The following is a 15,084-nucleotide window of genomic DNA, read 5'->3' as shown; positions in this document are numbered from 1 at the left end:
TCGGTGAGCAATTGGCAGTGAATAATAGACAGTTGGTTGGAGGCATGAGGGACATTGGCGCTGCTGCCTATTCACTGCTAACTGTTCACTGAAAGAAGCGCGCCAGCGCCTCGCCCACGCGGTCTACGTCCTCAAACGAATTATACAAGGGTACGGGTGCTAAGCGAATGACGTTGGGCTCGCGCCAGTCGGCGATAATGCCCTGGCCGGCCAGGAAATCGAACAGCTCGCGCCCGCGCTCGTGCACCAGCACCGAGAGCTGGCAGCCGCGCTGGGCCGGGTCGGCGGGGGTGATAATTTCGAGCTTGGTGGCGGGCAGGTTCAGGCCGCGAATCAGGGTTTCGAGGCGGGCCGTGAGCTGCTCGCTCTTGCGACGCAGGGCGGGCATGCCGCCGGCGCGGTCCACGATTTCGAGGCTGGCGCGGTGAATGGCCATCGGGAAAATCTGGGCATTCGAAAGCTGCCAGCCGGCCGCGCCGGGCATGGGCCGGAAGCCCTTTTTCATCTGGAAGCGCACGCTGGCATCGTGGCCCCACCAGCCGGCCAGGCGCACGAGGTCGGGCCGGTTGGCAAACCGCTCGTGCACAAACACGCCCGAGGTGCCGCCGGGGCCGGAGTTGAGGTACTTGTAAGTGCACCAGCAGGCAAAATCCACGTCCCAGTCGTGCAGGCGCAGGTCGAGGTTGCCAGCGGCGTGGGCCAGGTCGAAGCCCACGTAGGCGCCCACGGCGTGGCCGGCCTTGGTAATAGCCCCCATATCAAAAGCCTGGCCGGTGTAGTAGTTGACGCCGCCGATGAGGACGGTGGCCAGCGAATCGCCCAGCTCGGCAATGGTGGCTTCAATGTCCTCGGTGCGCAGGGTGTGCTCGCCGGGGCGGGGCACCAGCTCCACAATGGCGTCGGCGGGGTCGAGGCCGTGCAGGCGGGCCTGGCTTTCGATGGCGTACTGGTCGGAGGGGAAGGCACCGCCTTCCATCAAAATCTTGTAGCGCGTGGCCGTGGGACGGTAAAACGTCACCAGCAGCAGGTGCAGGTTCACGGTCAGGTTGTTCATCACTACCACTTCCATGGGCTTCGCGCCCACCAGCCGGGCCGTGGCCTCGGTGAGGGTGTCGTGGAAGTGCATCCAGAACGAAGGCGCCTCAAAATGGCCTTCCACACCGAGCCGTTCCCAGGTATCAAACTCGGTTTCGACGGCGGCGCGGGCGGCTTTGGGCATCAGGCCCAGCGAGTTGCCGCAGAAGTAGGCTACCGGGCGGCCATCGGAGCCGGGCGGCAGGTGAAACTCCTGGCGGAAAGAAGCGAGGGCGTCGGCAGCATCAAGCTGGGCGGAATCAGAATTTAACACGCTGCGAAACAAGAAGAAGTGACGAACATAAACAACGGTGGCAACGCCTTGGCTACCAGGGCTCGGGAGCCGGCCCCTGCCAGTCAAACAGAACCCGCGGCTTGATGGCGAGCTGCAGCTGGTGGTCCATCGAAACCGCGAAACAGCCCACCACCAGCAAGGCGTAGAGCGACAGGCCCACGGTGCGCACGATGGGTGAGGCCGTCCGCCACAGCCGCCGCGGCTGGAACGCAAACGCCGCCGTGGCGCACAGCACCAGATGCAGCGGCATCAGGAAGCGGCACTCCATCACCACGGGCAGCGACACGGCGCAGGGCCCGAGCATGGTGGCCAGCACGATGAGCACCCGCACGTAGGCCGGCGTGGGGCGGCGCCAGCCCAGCCAAACTAACACCCCCGCCCCGATGATGAGTACAGTATAATTAAGCCACGCCAGCGGCCAGGTGCTCACAAATATCTCCTGTGGGTAGGGCGTGGGATACTGCAGGTCGAGCCCGTTGAACAGGTGACGGCCCAGCAAGGCCAGCACATCCAGCGGGTGCGCGGCCACACCGGCCAGGTAAGAGGGAATGGAATCGAAGTTGCGGAATTCGGGCTCGCCCAGCAGCTCTTCCCCCGCTTTGTCGGTGAAAAACATCTGGGGCTGGGGGTAGTCCGAGCCCACGTTGGTTTCGTATTTCTGCGAAATAAACCCGCCCCGCAGCTGGCCGAGGTAGAGGTTGCGCTCCTCGGGCTTGGCGGTGAGCACCAACGGACTGCTGACGCCGTAATGCGCTTTGTTGAGCACAAACTGCGGGTACAGCACCAGGCCAATGCCCACCACAAAGGCCAGCCGCCGGCCCCATTCGGCGGCGCGGCTGCGCGCCAGCGGGCCCGTGGCCGGCCGGGGCCACAGGCACAGGCAGGCCGCCAGCGGCAGCGCTGCCGCGTACACGGGCCGGAAGTTGGCCGCCGCGGCCAGGGCCAGCCCGGCCACTAGGCCGCTGCCCACCGAGCGGCCGCGCAGCAGCGCCCACAGCCCGCCCAGCAAAGCCAGCAGCGCCGGAAAATCGGTAAGGGAGAAATTGAAGTAGCCGCGCCACAGCGCCAGGCCCAGCAGGCCAAACACCAGCCGGCGCCCCAGCGGCACCACCGGCGCACCAGGCGCCCGCAGGGCCCGCCAAATCCCCGGCCCCACGCTCCCAAACAGGAAGGCGGCCGTGACAACCCCCACGGCGCGCGTCAGGTCGAGAGGAGCCCAGCCGAGGTAGGCGGTGAGCAGGGTGAGGGGTGAGAGAATGAGCGGGAACAGATAGCCCCGCAGAATGCTGTCGAAGGCCAGAAACTCGAAGTGGCCCAGGCCCCAGAATTGGTTGGCCAAGTCCCAGTAGCCCTGGGCGTCGTAGTAGATGGTGTCGTAGCTGTTGGTGTATAAGTACGCCCCAAACAGCAGCGCCAGCAGCCCCACCGCACTGCGCGTGGGATGGCGCGCCAGGGCGGTTTTGGCGGCAGCTAGGAAAACGGAAGTACGCATCAAACGAAGAGAGGAACCGGCCGGGCCTGCAAAGGCTCGGCCGCCGGCAGCAATTATTGCCCGAAAGTTAAGCTGATTTCCGGGGCCATGCGCCCCGCAGGGGCGGCCGCCCGCCTGGCCCGGGCGCGCGGGTCAGGCCCGGATGGCGCTGGCCCCCGGGGCAAAAACCTTCGCCCCCACTCCCAGCCAGTCCAGCGCGTTCTGGCCCAGCATTCGCTCTTTGATATCGGCCGAAAAAGGCATCGACTTGATGAGCTGACCGGGCTCCAACTCGCCCAGCGGGAAGGGATAGTCGGTGCCGAGCGTGATTTTGTCGGCGCCCAGGGTCTTCACCAAGTAGTCGAGCATCAGCGGGTCGTGCACCAAGGAGTCGACCCAGAACTTGCCCAGGTAGTTGCGCGGGTTGTGCGGGTTGTCGATGGCGCAGAGGTCGGGGCGCACCTGCCAGCCGTGCTCGATGCGCCCGATGGTGCTGGCAAACGAGCCCCCGCCGTGGGCCACCGCCACGCGCAGGCGCGGCAGCCGCTCCAGCACCCCGCCGAAGATGAGCGAGCAAAGCGCCAGGGTGCTTTCGGCGGGCATGCCCACCAGCCAGGGCAGCCAGTATTTGGGCATTTTGGCCTGAGCCATCATGTCCCAGGGATGCACGAACACGCAGGCGCCCAACTCCTCGGCCGCCGCAAATACCTCGAAAAGCTCGGGTGCGTCGAGGTTCCAGTCGTTCACGTGCGAACCAATTTGCACGCCGGCCAGCCCGATTTTCATGCAGCGCTCCAGCTCCCGGATGGCCAGCTTGGGCGCCTGCAGCGGAATGGTGCCCAGGCCCACGAAACGGGTGGGGTAGCGGCGCACCACGTCGGCAATGTGGTCATTCAGCAGCTGGCTCAAATCGAGGCAATCGAGCGGCTGGGCCCAGTAGCTGAACATGACGGGCACCGTGCTGAGCACCTGCACCTGCACGCCAAACTGGTCGTACTCGCGCATCCGCACAGCGGGGTCCCAGCAGTTATCCTGCACTTCGCGGAAAAACTTATCGTCCTGCATCATGCGAGCGCAGCAGGGCTTGTGGTGGTCGAGCCGGATGAAGCCGCCGTAGCCGTACCGCTCCTTGAGGTCGGGCCAGCGCTCGGGCAAAATGTGGGTGTGAATGTCGATGGAAAGCACGGGCGGGCGGGCGACGGAAGTCGGAAAATTAAAAGGGGTAAGGCGACTCGAAAAACTTGCCGAAATACAGCGCGCGGGTATTCTTGTCGTAAAGCAAATGGCCGGTGGCGTACTGCCACGTCTGCCACAAATTAAGCACGATGCACAGCACCACGGCCGAGTGCAGCGCCGCACGGCCGGTCCCAGCCCAGCGCCGGGCCGTGGCCAGCAGCGCCGCAAAAGGCAGCGCCAGCAACGGGTACAAGCTCACCAGCGGCCGGGCGCTGAAGCCCCCGCCGTACCACCACGCCTCCCAGCTAAATGTGACATAAAGCAGGACCGACAGCAGCACTAGCGCCGGCACCACCACGGCCGGCAGCCGCCGCCAAGCTGCCGCCAGCCCCAGCAGCATCAGCCCCGCCAGCGGAGTATAAAGCAGCCAGCCCTTGCGGTAGCTGAACAAACCGTACAATATATGCGGGTGTCGGAAATCAAAGTATTCCCCACCATAGCTGTCTACCACCCAATGCCCCGACGCGGTGTGCCAGAACAGCAGCTGCAAACTCAGCACCGCCGCGCCCACGGCCCCGGCCAGCCCCAGCGGCCGCCAATGGCTCAGCAGCAGCGCGGGCCGCTGCCGCAGCGTGGCCCACGAAGTGATGCCCCACAGCAGCGGCACGAGGACGTACAGGACTTCGGTGAAGCGGCACAGCGTGGCCAGGCCCAGAAACCCGCCCACGCCCACGGCCCAGCGCCACCGGAATGTTTCATACCAGCGCACAGTGGAGTACAGCATCGCCGCCTGCCACATAAATAGGGCCGCGTGCGACATCGCCGCGTCGTTGGTGATGTAGTTAAAATAATTGGTGCCTAAGCCGATGCCGACTACAACCCAGGCGGTGATGCTGTCATCGAAAAAACGCAGCAGCAGCTTGCGCACTATCCATAGGCCCAGCAGGCCGTATGCCAGCCCGGCCAGCAGCATGGCTTGCTGGTAGGGTCGGGAAAAGCCGTCGGCTGGGAAGCGGGGGACGAGTTTGGCGAAGGCGTGCGCGCCAGCAAAAAACGGTAGCTCACCCAGCGCCACGCCCAGCGGATATTTTGAAATCACGCGGCCATTGGGCAATGTCATGATGCCAATGCCCCGGGCTTTGGGCGGGCCGAATTTATCGCCCAACCGCTCCAGCGAGTCGGCCCGGCCAATGTCGTGGTAGAGGAAGGCCGACGGCAGGTAGGTGTAGTAGCCGCCCGCGTCCCATTCAAATACTTCCAGGGCCCGCCACACCCGGTCGCGCTTGTGCACCCACAGCGCCATGGCCGCCACCAGCAGCCACGCAAGCAACGAGCGTCTGGCCAACATCAGAGCGAGGTATGGAAGAAATTGCGGAAATACAGCTCTTTTGTGTTTTTGTCAAACAGCAGAATGCCCGCCGCATACTGCCAGGTTTGCCACAAGTTCAGCCCAATGCATAGCACGATGGCCAGGCGCAGCACCGGCTGCCAGCCATTTTGCCGCACCGCCAGCAGCAGGGCCGCGAAGGGCAGCGCCAGCAACGGGTACAGGCTCACCAGCGGCCGGGCGCTGAAGCCCCCGCCGTACCACCAGGCATACCAGCTGAAGGTGACGTAGAGCAGCACCGGCAGCAGCACCAGCGCGGGCACCACCACCGCCGGCAGCCGGCGCCAGGCCGCTACCAACCCCACCAGCATCAGCCCCGCCAGCGGCGTGTAGAGCAGCCAGCCCTTGCGGTAGCTGAACAAGCCGTAGATGACATTCGGATGCCGGAAATCGAAATATTCATCGCCGTAGCTGTCTACCACCCAATGCCCGGACGCGGCGCGCCAGAACAGGAATTGCAAGCTCAGCAAGGCCGCACCCACCGCGGCCGCCACCGCCCACTGCCGCCAATGCGCCAGCAGCAGCGCCGGCCGCTGCCGCAACGCGGCCCACGACGTAACGCCCCACAGCAGCGGAATAATGACGTACAGGATTTCGGTGAAGCGGCACAGCACGGCCATGCCCAGAAACCCGCCCACGCCCACGGCCCAGCGCCAGCGAAAGGTTTCGTACCAGCGCACGGTGCAGTACAGCATCGCCGCCTGCCACATGAACAAGGCTGCGTGCGACATGGCCGCGTCGTAGCAGATGTAGTCGAAGTAGTTGGTGCCCAACCCAATGCCCGCCAGCGCCCAGGCGGTGATGCCGTCATCGAAAAAGCGCAACAGCAGCTTGCGCACTACCCAGAGACCCAGCAGGCCATACACCAGCCCGGCCAGCATGATGCTCATCTGGTAGGGGCGCGAAAAGCCGTTGGGCTGGTCGCCGTGCAGGTGGGCGTAGGCGTGCGCGCCCGCAAACCATGGCAGCTCGCCCAACGCTACGCCGAGCGGGTATTTTGAAACCACTTTGCCGCCGGGCAGCCCGTGCAGACCGATGCCGCGCGCCCGGGGCGGGCCAAATTTATTGGCCAGGTGCTCCAGTGAGTCGGCCCGGGCCAGGTCGTGGTAGATGAAGGCCGAGGGCAGGTAGGTGTAGTAGCCGCCCTCGTCCCAATCGAACACTTCCAGCGACTTCCAAGGCCGGTCCTGAAACAGGGCCAGCGTGGCCAGCGCCGCCGTGAGCAGCCAGATATAAAAGGACCGCACCTGGCTACGCAACCACCGGCGCGGGCGCCTCCATGTATGTGCCGCAGTTCGAGCAGGTGCGCTTGGCGTCGTCCTGCCAAAAGGCGTTCATAATGGGCGGCAGTTGGGCCACAATGTCGGTGATTTCGGCAAATTCTTCATACAGCTTGTGGCCGCAGTTTTCGCAGTACCACTGGAAGCCGTCCAGCTCGCCGCCTTCGCGGTAGCGCTCCAGCACCATGCCCACGGTGCCGGCCGGGCGGCGCGGCGAGTGCGGCACATTGGGCGGCAGCAGAAACATCTCGCCCGGCCCGATGGTGATATCCACGGGCTGGCCGTCTTCGATGATTTTAACGGTCATCGTGCCCTCAATCTGCCAGAACAACTCTTCGCCGGCGTCGACGTGGTAGTCTTTGCGGGCGTTGGGGCCGCCCACCACCATCACAATGAAGTCCTTATTGTCTTTGAACACCTGCTGGTTGCCCACCGGGGGCTTCAGCAAATGGCGGTGTTCGTCAATCCATTTTTGGAAATTGAAAGGGCGGGTTATCATGGCGAAGAAGCGGGTGGTTGGGAGTGCTAAGCTACGGCGGGGTAGGCGTTTTTGCGTGGCGGGGTAGGGCTTGGTTGTGGCAGTAATAGAGAACGTCATGTCGAGCGCAGCCGAGACATCTCGCGTGCCACCACTAATTCCTTTCTAACGATTGGATGTACTTCGGCACGCGAGATGTCTCGGCTGCGCTCGACATGACGTTTTGTAGTCGTGCACAGAATCTGCCTGAACCGATGCGCTACTTTTGCCCCCGGCGCCGTTCCGAAAGCCTGCGTCTCCCACTATGAAAAACTGGCTGCGACTGGCGTTGCTGACGGCCTTCTACGGCTTGCTGTTCCTCGTTTTCACCTGGCCGCTGGCAGCGCATTTCACGTCGGAGTTTTTGGTGGTGCCCGGGCACGACTCCTACATGTACCCCTGGAACACCTGGCACTTCCGCATGGCGGTGCACACCGGCCAGCCCGTTTTCCACACCGACTGGCTGTTTTACCCCACCGGCGCGTGGCTGATTCTGCACACCTACACGCCCATCCTCGGCCTCATCGGCCTGCTGACGAATAACGACCCGCTGGCCCTCAACATCGGCCTGCTGCTGAGCTACGCCTTCTCCGGCGCCGGGGCCTATCTGCTGGCCCGCCGCTGGCTCCAGAGCCCGCTGCTGTCCCTGCTGGCCGGCTTCATCTTCGCCTACTCGCCCTACAAGCTGCAGCGCTTAGCCGAGCACTACAACCTCGTGCTCACGGCCACCGTGCCGTTCTACGTGCTGTCCTTCCTGGACGCGTTTGAGTTCGAAGAGAAGAAATTTCTGCCGCGGGTGCGCAGCTGGGGCGCGGTGGCCTGGTGCGGGGCGCTGGGCTTTATCACCTTGCTGAGTGACTATTACGTGCTGTTCGGGCTGCTGTACTTCTCCTTGGCCTATGCGGCGTGGTACTGGTTTGGGCTGGGCCGCATCCGGTGGCGCGAGTGGCGCACCTGGGCCTGGCTGGGCGGCATTCTGGTCGTGAGCCACGTCCTCATCCGGTTGCTACGGCGCTGGGGCGTGGAAGACAACGGCGGTTTCTGGTGGGGCGGTGATTTCGTCGATTTCATCATGCCGCCGCCCACCAGCCGGTTTGTATACTGGGACTGGGCCGCCCGGCTCTACAACAACCCGAAGGTGTTCACCATGCCCGGCTCCCTGGAAAACACGCTCTTTATGGGCTACGCGCTGCCGCTGCTGGCCATCGGGCTGTGGCTGCTGCGGCGGGCCCACCGCCGGCCGCTCTCGGCCGTGGCCCAGGATGGGCAGGGCCGCCCGCTGGCCTGGGTGCTCATTTTCTTCGTGCTGCTCACGCTGCCCGCCACGCGCCTCTACGGCCACGACCGGCTGCACCTACCCACCGCACTGCTGCATTTTATCCCATTTTTCAACAACATCCGTTGCCCTACCCGTTGGATTATGATGGTGGGCCTGTTCCTGCCCATCCTCACCTTCAGCGCCTTGGAAGCGGCTTGGGCGCAACGCCTGCAAACCCCGGCGCGTACGGCGCTCAGCCTGCTGCTGGTGGGCCTGGTGCTGTTTGAATACTGGCCGAAGCCCTACAAGCGCACCGCCGCCGCTGTGCCGCGCGTGTTCCACGAAGTGGCCAAGCTGCCCGGCAAAACCATGATTCCGGTGCCGCTGGGCGTGTCGAGCGGCTACCGGCAAGTGGGCCACATGCTGTCGGAGCACCTCTTCTACCAGACCGTGCACCACAAAAAGGTGCCCGTCGGGTTCATGGCCCGGGTGCCGCCGGAAGTCTTCGTCGCCCTGCAAAACGACCCCGTGCTGGGCGCCCTGCTCCGGCGCCAGATGAAGCCCGACACCATCCAGCCCGCGCCGCCCACGGCCCCGCAGGTGCAAGCCTTCCTGCGCCAGTTCGACCCCGCTGCCTTCGTCATCAACCCTGATTTCCGCGACCAACCGGCCCACCTTTTCCTGCGCCAGCTGCTGCAGCCCTACGGCTACCGCGAGCAGCTGGTGGACGGCTACGTGCTGCTCACGCCGCCGGGGCAGTAGCTTTTTCTAACGGTTTGGAACGTCATGCAGAGCGCAGCGAAGCATCTTTACCTCGATAGTAAATCTGATTACTTGCGCAGTAAAGATGCTTCGCTGCGCTCTGCATGACGTTTCTGGCTATTCTTTCAATGACGTTCTGCTATCCTCTCACACTCCAATCAACATGAACCTCTCCTTAGAAAACCGCCGCGCCCTCGTCGGCGGCAGCACCCAGGGCATCGGCCGCGCCGTGGCCGAGGCGTTGGCCGAAGCCGGCTGCGCCATCACGCTGCTGGCCCGCAACGAAGACCGGCTGCGCGAAGTGGCCGCCGCTCTACCCGCGCCCGCCGGCCAGGCGCACGACTACCTGGTGGCCGATTTCGACGACCCCAGCCACGTGGCCGAGGTGGTGCAGGCGTATCTGGCCGAGCACCCCGCCGGCTTCCAGATTTTGGTGAACAACACCGGCGGGCCCGCCGGCGGCCCGCTGCTCGATGCGCCGGTTGATGCGCTGCGGGTGGCTTTCAACCAGCACGTTATCTGCAACCACTTGCTGGCGCAGGCCTTGGTGCCAGGCATGAAGGCGGCTGGTTTCGGGCGCATCATCAATATCATCAGCACTTCCGTCAAGATTCCGCTGGCGGGCCTGGGCGTGAGCAACACCATTCGCGGGGCCGTGGCCAGCTGGGCCAAAACCCTAGCCAACGAGCTTGGCCCGCAAGGCATTACCGTGAACAACGTGCTGCCCGGCGCCACGCTCACCCAGCGCCACCATTCGCTGGTGGAAAAGAAAGCCGCTCAAACCGGCCAGCCCGCCGACGCCATCGAGGCCGACATGCTGAAAACCATCCCAGCCCGGCGCTTCGGGCAGGCCGAAGAAGTGGCGGCGGCTGTGGCTTTCCTGGCCTCGCCGGCTGCCGCCTACATCAACGGCACCAGCGTACCCGTGGACGGCGGCCGTACGGGCAGCCTGTAGGCGCCTGCGGCTTAATGAGGAAAGAACGTCATGCTGAGCGCAGTCGAAGCATCTCTACCGCAATAGTAAATAGTTACTTGCGCAGTAGAGATGCTTCGACTGCGCTCAGCATGACGTTCTCTCAATTCTTCATTCTTCATTGCTCTTCCTCATTAAGCGAAGCGCCCGGCGTTTACCTTTGCTATTCCCTTTGCCTCGCCCAGCTTTATTCTTGTGGTAAAATTCGACACGCTTTCCATTGTCATCCCCGTTTATAACGAGGCCCGCACCATCCACCAGATTCTGGATTTGCTGCGCGAGCTGAAGCTGGTGAATAACATCGGCAAGGAAATCATCCTCGTCAACGACTGCTCGACTGATGCCTCGGTCGAAACCATTCGGGCCTACGCCGCGCGCTATCCCGAAATGGGGCTGCGCCTGCTGGAACACACCGTGAACAAGGGCAAAGGGGCGGCCCTGCACACCGGCATCCGCGAAGCCACCGGCGACTATGTCATCATCCAGGACGCCGACCTGGAATACGACCCCGAGGAGTATAACATCCTGATTAAACCCGTGCTAAAGGGATTTGCCGACGTGGTTTTTGGCTCGCGCTTCATGGGCGGCAATCCGCACCGGGTGCTGTTTTTCTGGCACAGCATCGGCAACGCTTGGCTCACGTTCCTCTCCAACATGTGCACCGACCTGAACCTGACGGACATGGAAACGTGCTACAAAATGTTCCGCCGCGACATCATTCAAGGCCTCAGGCTTGAAGAAAACCGCTTTGGCTTCGAGCCCGAAGTGACCGCCAAAGTAGCCCGCGTGAAAGACGCCCGCATCTATGAAGTGGGCATCAGCTACTACGGCCGCACTTACGCCGAGGGCAAGAAAATCGGCTGGCGCGACGGCTTCCGCGCCATCTATTGCATCCTGAAATACGGCTTGCTGGGGCAGTAACGCTTACGGTTCAATAAGAGCAGGAAAAACGCCTGTCATCTTGAGCGTAGGCGCGTCACCAGCCGGCTTTGGGCTTCATGAGCTCGGCCTGCACCTCGTCGATGTAGCAGCCGGAACCGTTTTCGCTCAGCACGTACACCTTGAGGATATCATCGGGCTGGGCGTCTTCCGGGATGGGGGCGTCGAAGTAGACCTGGTTCCAGGCGCGGTTCACGCTCAGGTTGTTTTGCAGGCGGATGGCATTCCAGACGATGCTTTTGCCGCCGCGGTCTACGCTCATCACCAGCTTGTTGCCCCAGGCGCCGTAGTCGGAGAACACGCGGCAGGAGGCCCGCACGTACTGGCCGGGCTCCAGCTTGGCATCGCCCACGCGGATGCTCAGGGCCGGGCCGTAGGCGTGAGCCGCATCGGCGTGGAAGGACTGACGGCTGTAGTAACCCATGTCGGCCGAAATGCCGGTGGCGGCATCGGTGGGCTGGTTCTCAAAATCGAGCTTGCCGAGCAGCGTGGGCGTATAGTGCCGCTCCGATTCGGGCAGGTGCGTCTTCACGTCGAGCATGGCGAAATCCGACTGCGTGGGCATGGACTTATTGAACACTGCGAAGTAATAGCGCCGGTTCATCTCCTCGGGGTTGATGATGGAGCGCATGTACTGCCAGTGCTGGAACAGGTTCAAATCGACCAGCAGCACTACCACGGCCACGGCTGCTAGCTGCAAGACCCGCCGGCGCTCGGGCTGTAGCAACCAGGCCACCACGGCCGCCCACGGCAGGGCCAGCACCGCGTAGCTCTGCACCAGCGCGCGCTGCCCAATGCTGCCGCCGTACCACCAGATGTCCCAGGCCGATACCACCCACAGGTTCAGCAGCACGAAAACCAGTACTGGCACCGCCAAATCCCGGCGCGAGCGCCACAGCACCACCAGGCCCGCCAGCGGCAGCAGCAGCAGCGGCGAATACAGCAGCCAGCCCTTGCGGAAACTGAAGAGCACGCTCCACAAATGCGGCTTGAAGAAGCTAAAATGCTGGTCGCCGTAGCTGTAGAAAAGAAAATGCCCGGTGGCCCAGTGCCAGTACAGCGCCTGCGGCAGCACGCCCAAAAAGCCACCCAGCACCAGCAGCAGCACATCCTGCCACCGCGCCTTCAGCAGTTCCAGCTTAGCGCGCACCGCCGCCATCGAACCCACGTTCCAGAGTAGCGGGATGACGGCGGCCACGGCCTCTGAAGGACGGATGAGCACCAACAAGCCCAGCGTGAGGCCGATGAAAAAGGCCCCCAGCCGCGTGGGCCGCTCGTGCCAGCGAATGGTGAGCCAGAGTAGCAGCGCATAGCCCGTGAACAGGTAGTTGTGCGCCATGGCCGCATCGAACACGGCGTATTGGAAGTAGTTGGAGCCCAGCACCAGCAGCACCAGCACCAGCGTGGTCACCACGTCGGAAAAGTAGCGCAGCAGCACCCGGCGCAGCAGCCCCAGCCCCAGCAGCGCAAACAGCAGCCCGCCGAAGGCAATGGCCACTTGGTAGGGCACCGAAAAGCCGTCCTGCGGGTAGCCCAGCCAGCCCGCCGCCCAGTGGCCGATAAAGAAAAACGGCGTCCAAAGCAGCGCCAGGCCGCAGGTGTACTTGGTTACGAGCATCCCCTCGGGCCCGCCCGGTACTTGAAATGCCTGATAGAACGAGCTACTGGGCTGATACTCGCGCATGATGTCCTGCGCGAAGGACATGTGCCCCAAGTCATCATAGATGAAGTGCGCGGGCAGGTAGATGTAGTAGCCCATGGCGTCCCAGGTGAGGATGGCCTGCACGTTGTGCGTGTCCCAGTATGGCGCCCAGAGCCGCGCCTGCACCATCAGCACAAACAGCAGCAGAATGGCCAGCAGGGAGTAGGGATGGGCAATGCGGGGTTTCATGGAATGGAGGGTAAATGGCAATAAAAGAACGTCATGCTGAGCGGAGGCGCAGCCGCAGTCGAAGCATCTCTACCGCGCAATTAATCAATCAATTCAGCGAAGCGGTAGAGATGCTTCGGCTGCGCTCAGCAGGACGTTCTGCTATATCGTCTGCATCTGGTGCCGCCGCTGCCACCACCTTATCCCGCTGGCCCGCGCCCGTCACCATCACCACGAAAACCGAAATGAACAAACCCAGCGACGTGAGGTAAGGATAGGGCGTCTGAATAAAGGCGTAGAACGTGGCCAGGTACAGCTTCAGGGTGATGAGGGCCACGATGCGGTAGTCGTAGCGGCGGCGCAGGCGGTAGTAGAGCCACGCGCTGAGCGCCACCACAGCCGACGATATCAGCACGTCGCCGAGCTGGGCCAGGGCAATGCGCGTCTTGAGCTCGTCGGGGCCGTAGGTGTACCAGAAAGCCGAAAAGCCGAAGCCCGCGAAAAGCTGCGGCGGGTTGCCGCCGGGGCCGTCGGTGCGGCTCCACTCGCCCATGGTGGCAATTTTATATTCGGCGAAGGCGTGGGTGAAAATCGTCCAATCCTTGCTCAGGTAGGGAATTACATAAATGCCCAGCACGCCCACGCCCACCAGCGCCGCCACCGCCAGGGCGTGGCGCTTGCCGGCCTCACGCCACAGCAGCCACAGGTAAAACGGTACCCAGAATACCACCGAATAGCGCGAGAGTAGGCACGCCACCAGCGCCGCCGCCTGCAAAATGGCCGAGCGGCTGAGTACGCTGGCCGCCAGCACGCAGTAGAAGGCAATGATGGTGGGCTCTACGGTGTGGGCAAACAACTCCGGGTCGCGGGTGATGAGGCGGTAGAGCACGTAGGTGGGCAGCGCAATTTTCAGCAGAAAGCCCACCCAGCTCAGCGGCTGCCGGGCCAGCGTGGCCTGGTACGCTCCAAAGCCCAGCAGCAGCAGCATGCCCAGGGCCCACCAGCGGTAGTCGATGCCCAGCTGCTGGGCCGGCACATAGGGCAGCCACTGCATGGGCAAGTAGTTGGGGAAAATAGGATAGGGCAGGGTGGTCGAATAGCGGTAAATGACCTCGCCGCTGAGGAAACGCGTGGCGTAGACCTGCAGAATGGGAATGATGTCCGACGCCTTCACATCGACGGGGTGCGAGGCGATGACCGGCGCTTGCACGTACAGCACCTGCACGGCCCCGAGCAGCAAGCCTATCCATACCAGCGGGAAGCGGCGGGTGGTTTTGCCCGGCTCCATCGTCGCCACCGGCCGGTCGAGCCAGTAGAGGGCGGCAAACACGCACATCAGCACCGACGTGGCGTAGAACAGCACCGGGCTCACGAAGGGTCCGTAATGCATGCGCAGGTCGGTGAACAGGCGCAGCTCGGCCCAAAAACTCACGTACACGCCGGCCTGCCACAGCCACGCGCGCTGAAACTGGCCGGTCGGCACCAAGAAACGGGGGAAACGCATCAGCAGCTAAAGCTAAATGAAAGCCGGCAGCCGCGCCGGCCAAACGGCAACTTATTCCAGGGCCTTCACCTTCAGGTCGTCGAGGTAGGCGGTTTCGGCGCTGCCGCCGCGCCACAGGAAAATGCGCAGGTGGGCCTCGGCGGGCAGGCCAGCCGGGAAGGCGAATTCCTTGCGCACCCGCATCCACTTGCCGCCTTCGGTCACTTGCTCGGCCAGCACCAGGCGGTCGGCAAAGCCCATGCGGTTGCCTTCGCCGGGCAGGGGCACCTGCACTTCGAGGGTGGCCTTGGCCTGCGGGCTGGGCAAATAAGCCCAGGCCTCCACGGCCACGCCTTTGAGCGTGTGCACGCTGGCCTCGCCCAAGGGCAGGTCGTAGGTGATGCCGTATTCGCGGCCGGGGTCTACGTAGGTGGCGTACTGGCCGGAGTGGGCGTGGTCGCGGGTCAGGGCCGAGGCGTCGCTCCAGCCGCGCACGGCCTCGAAGTCGTTCACGGTCACGTAGTCGCCCACCCACTTGCCGCCGTCGGAGCCGGAGCAGGCGGCCGCCAGCAGGCCCGCCGCCAGCAGGGCGGGCAAGG

General features: G+C 63.7%; 12 protein-coding genes. 3 read left to right on the top strand and 9 right to left on the bottom strand.

Annotated features, from left to right (window positions below):
• Window positions 1-85: 85 nt before the first annotated feature.
• From kynU to Q5H92_RS16455, 6 genes are all read right to left on the bottom strand, one after another.
• Window positions 86-1,348 carry a kynureninase gene (gene kynU, locus Q5H92_RS16480; protein WP_305012645.1) on the bottom strand — a complete coding sequence of 421 codons (1,263 nt, stop codon included), beginning with the start codon at window positions 1,346-1,348 and terminating at the stop codon, window positions 86-88.
• 52 nt (window positions 1,349-1,400) lie between these two features.
• On the bottom strand, window positions 1,401-2,861 hold the full coding sequence (locus Q5H92_RS16475; protein ID WP_305012644.1) for a hypothetical protein: 1,461 nt from the start codon (window positions 2,859-2,861) through the stop codon (window positions 1,401-1,403).
• Between the two features lie 132 nt (window positions 2,862-2,993).
• A complete protein-coding gene (locus Q5H92_RS16470; protein WP_305012643.1) occupies window positions 2,994-4,025 on the bottom strand; it encodes an amidohydrolase family protein in 1,032 nt (343 codons plus the stop codon).
• A 28-nt stretch (window positions 4,026-4,053) separates the two neighbouring features.
• Window positions 4,054-5,364, bottom strand: a complete 1,311-nt coding sequence (locus Q5H92_RS16465) for a glycosyltransferase family protein (RefSeq protein ID WP_305012642.1) — start codon at window positions 5,362-5,364, stop codon at window positions 4,054-4,056.
• Window positions 5,364-6,650 carry a glycosyltransferase family protein gene (locus Q5H92_RS16460; RefSeq protein ID WP_305012641.1) on the bottom strand — a complete coding sequence of 429 codons (1,287 nt, stop codon included), beginning with the start codon at window positions 6,648-6,650 and terminating at the stop codon, window positions 5,364-5,366. The genes Q5H92_RS16465 and Q5H92_RS16460 overlap by 1 nt, the downstream gene beginning before the upstream one ends.
• 4 nt (window positions 6,651-6,654) lie before the next feature.
• A complete protein-coding gene (locus tag Q5H92_RS16455) occupies window positions 6,655-7,182 on the bottom strand; it encodes a 3-hydroxyanthranilate 3,4-dioxygenase (protein ID WP_305012640.1) in 528 nt (175 codons plus the stop codon).
• Window positions 7,183-7,465: 283 nt separating this feature from the next.
• Between Q5H92_RS16455 and Q5H92_RS16450 the strand changes: the two genes are divergently transcribed.
• The 3 genes from Q5H92_RS16450 (at window position 7,466) to Q5H92_RS16440 (ending at window position 11,114) form a co-directional block, all read left to right on the top strand.
• Window positions 7,466-9,220: a glycosyltransferase family protein gene (locus Q5H92_RS16450; RefSeq protein ID WP_305012639.1), complete on the top strand. Its 1,755-nt coding sequence runs from the start codon at window positions 7,466-7,468 to the stop codon at window positions 9,218-9,220.
• 163 nt (window positions 9,221-9,383) lie between these two features.
• A complete protein-coding gene (locus tag Q5H92_RS16445; protein WP_305012638.1) occupies window positions 9,384-10,175 on the top strand; it encodes an SDR family oxidoreductase in 792 nt (263 codons plus the stop codon).
• 213 nt (window positions 10,176-10,388) lie between these two features.
• Window positions 10,389-11,114 (top strand): glycosyltransferase family 2 protein, encoded by a 726-nt coding sequence (locus tag Q5H92_RS16440; protein WP_305012637.1) that lies wholly within the window; start codon window positions 10,389-10,391, stop codon window positions 11,112-11,114.
• A gap of 55 nt (window positions 11,115-11,169) precedes the next feature.
• On the opposite strand, the gene Q5H92_RS16435 is transcribed toward Q5H92_RS16440, so the two are convergent.
• The 3 genes from Q5H92_RS16435 to Q5H92_RS16425 form a co-directional block, all read right to left on the bottom strand.
• Window positions 11,170-13,023, bottom strand: a complete 1,854-nt coding sequence (locus Q5H92_RS16435; RefSeq protein WP_305012636.1) for a hypothetical protein — start codon at window positions 13,021-13,023, stop codon at window positions 11,170-11,172.
• 88 nt (window positions 13,024-13,111) lie between these two features.
• Complete coding sequence (locus Q5H92_RS16430) at window positions 13,112-14,506, bottom strand: hypothetical protein (RefSeq protein WP_305012635.1); 1,395 nt, start codon at window positions 14,504-14,506, stop codon at window positions 13,112-13,114.
• Between the two features lie 51 nt (window positions 14,507-14,557).
• Entirely contained in the window at window positions 14,558-15,082 is a 525-nt protein-coding gene (locus tag Q5H92_RS16425; protein WP_305012634.1) for a hypothetical protein, read from the bottom strand.
• Between the last annotated feature and the right edge of the window lie 2 nt (window positions 15,083-15,084).

The organism is Hymenobacter mellowenesis (assembly GCF_030581005.1).
In the GTDB taxonomy this organism is placed as follows: domain Bacteria; phylum Bacteroidota; class Bacteroidia; order Cytophagales; family Hymenobacteraceae; genus Hymenobacter; species Hymenobacter mellowenesis.
Note: the sequence above shows the minus strand (reverse complement) of the source record. Positions and strands in the feature narration are given on the sequence as shown.

Excerpts from the sequence above, each read along its gene's own strand:
- Q5H92_RS16455 (WP_305012640.1), bottom strand. The coding sequence starts at position 7,182 with ATGATAACCCGCCCTTTCAATTTCCAAAAATGGATTGACGAACACCGC.
- Q5H92_RS16435 (WP_305012636.1), bottom strand. The coding sequence starts at position 13,023 with ATGAAACCCCGCATTGCCCATCCCTACTCCCTGCTGGCCATTCTGCTG.
- Q5H92_RS16475 (WP_305012644.1), bottom strand. The coding sequence starts at position 2,861 with ATGCGTACTTCCGTTTTCCTAGCTGCCGCCAAAACCGCCCTGGCGCGC.
- Q5H92_RS16430 (WP_305012635.1), bottom strand. The coding sequence starts at position 14,506 with ATGCGTTTCCCCCGTTTCTTGGTGCCGACCGGCCAGTTTCAGCGCGCG.
- Q5H92_RS16450 (WP_305012639.1), top strand. The coding sequence starts at position 7,466 with ATGAAAAACTGGCTGCGACTGGCGTTGCTGACGGCCTTCTACGGCTTG.
- Q5H92_RS16445 (WP_305012638.1), top strand. The coding sequence starts at position 9,384 with ATGAACCTCTCCTTAGAAAACCGCCGCGCCCTCGTCGGCGGCAGCACC.
- Q5H92_RS16465 (WP_305012642.1), bottom strand. The coding sequence starts at position 5,364 with ATGTTGGCCAGACGCTCGTTGCTTGCGTGGCTGCTGGTGGCGGCCATG.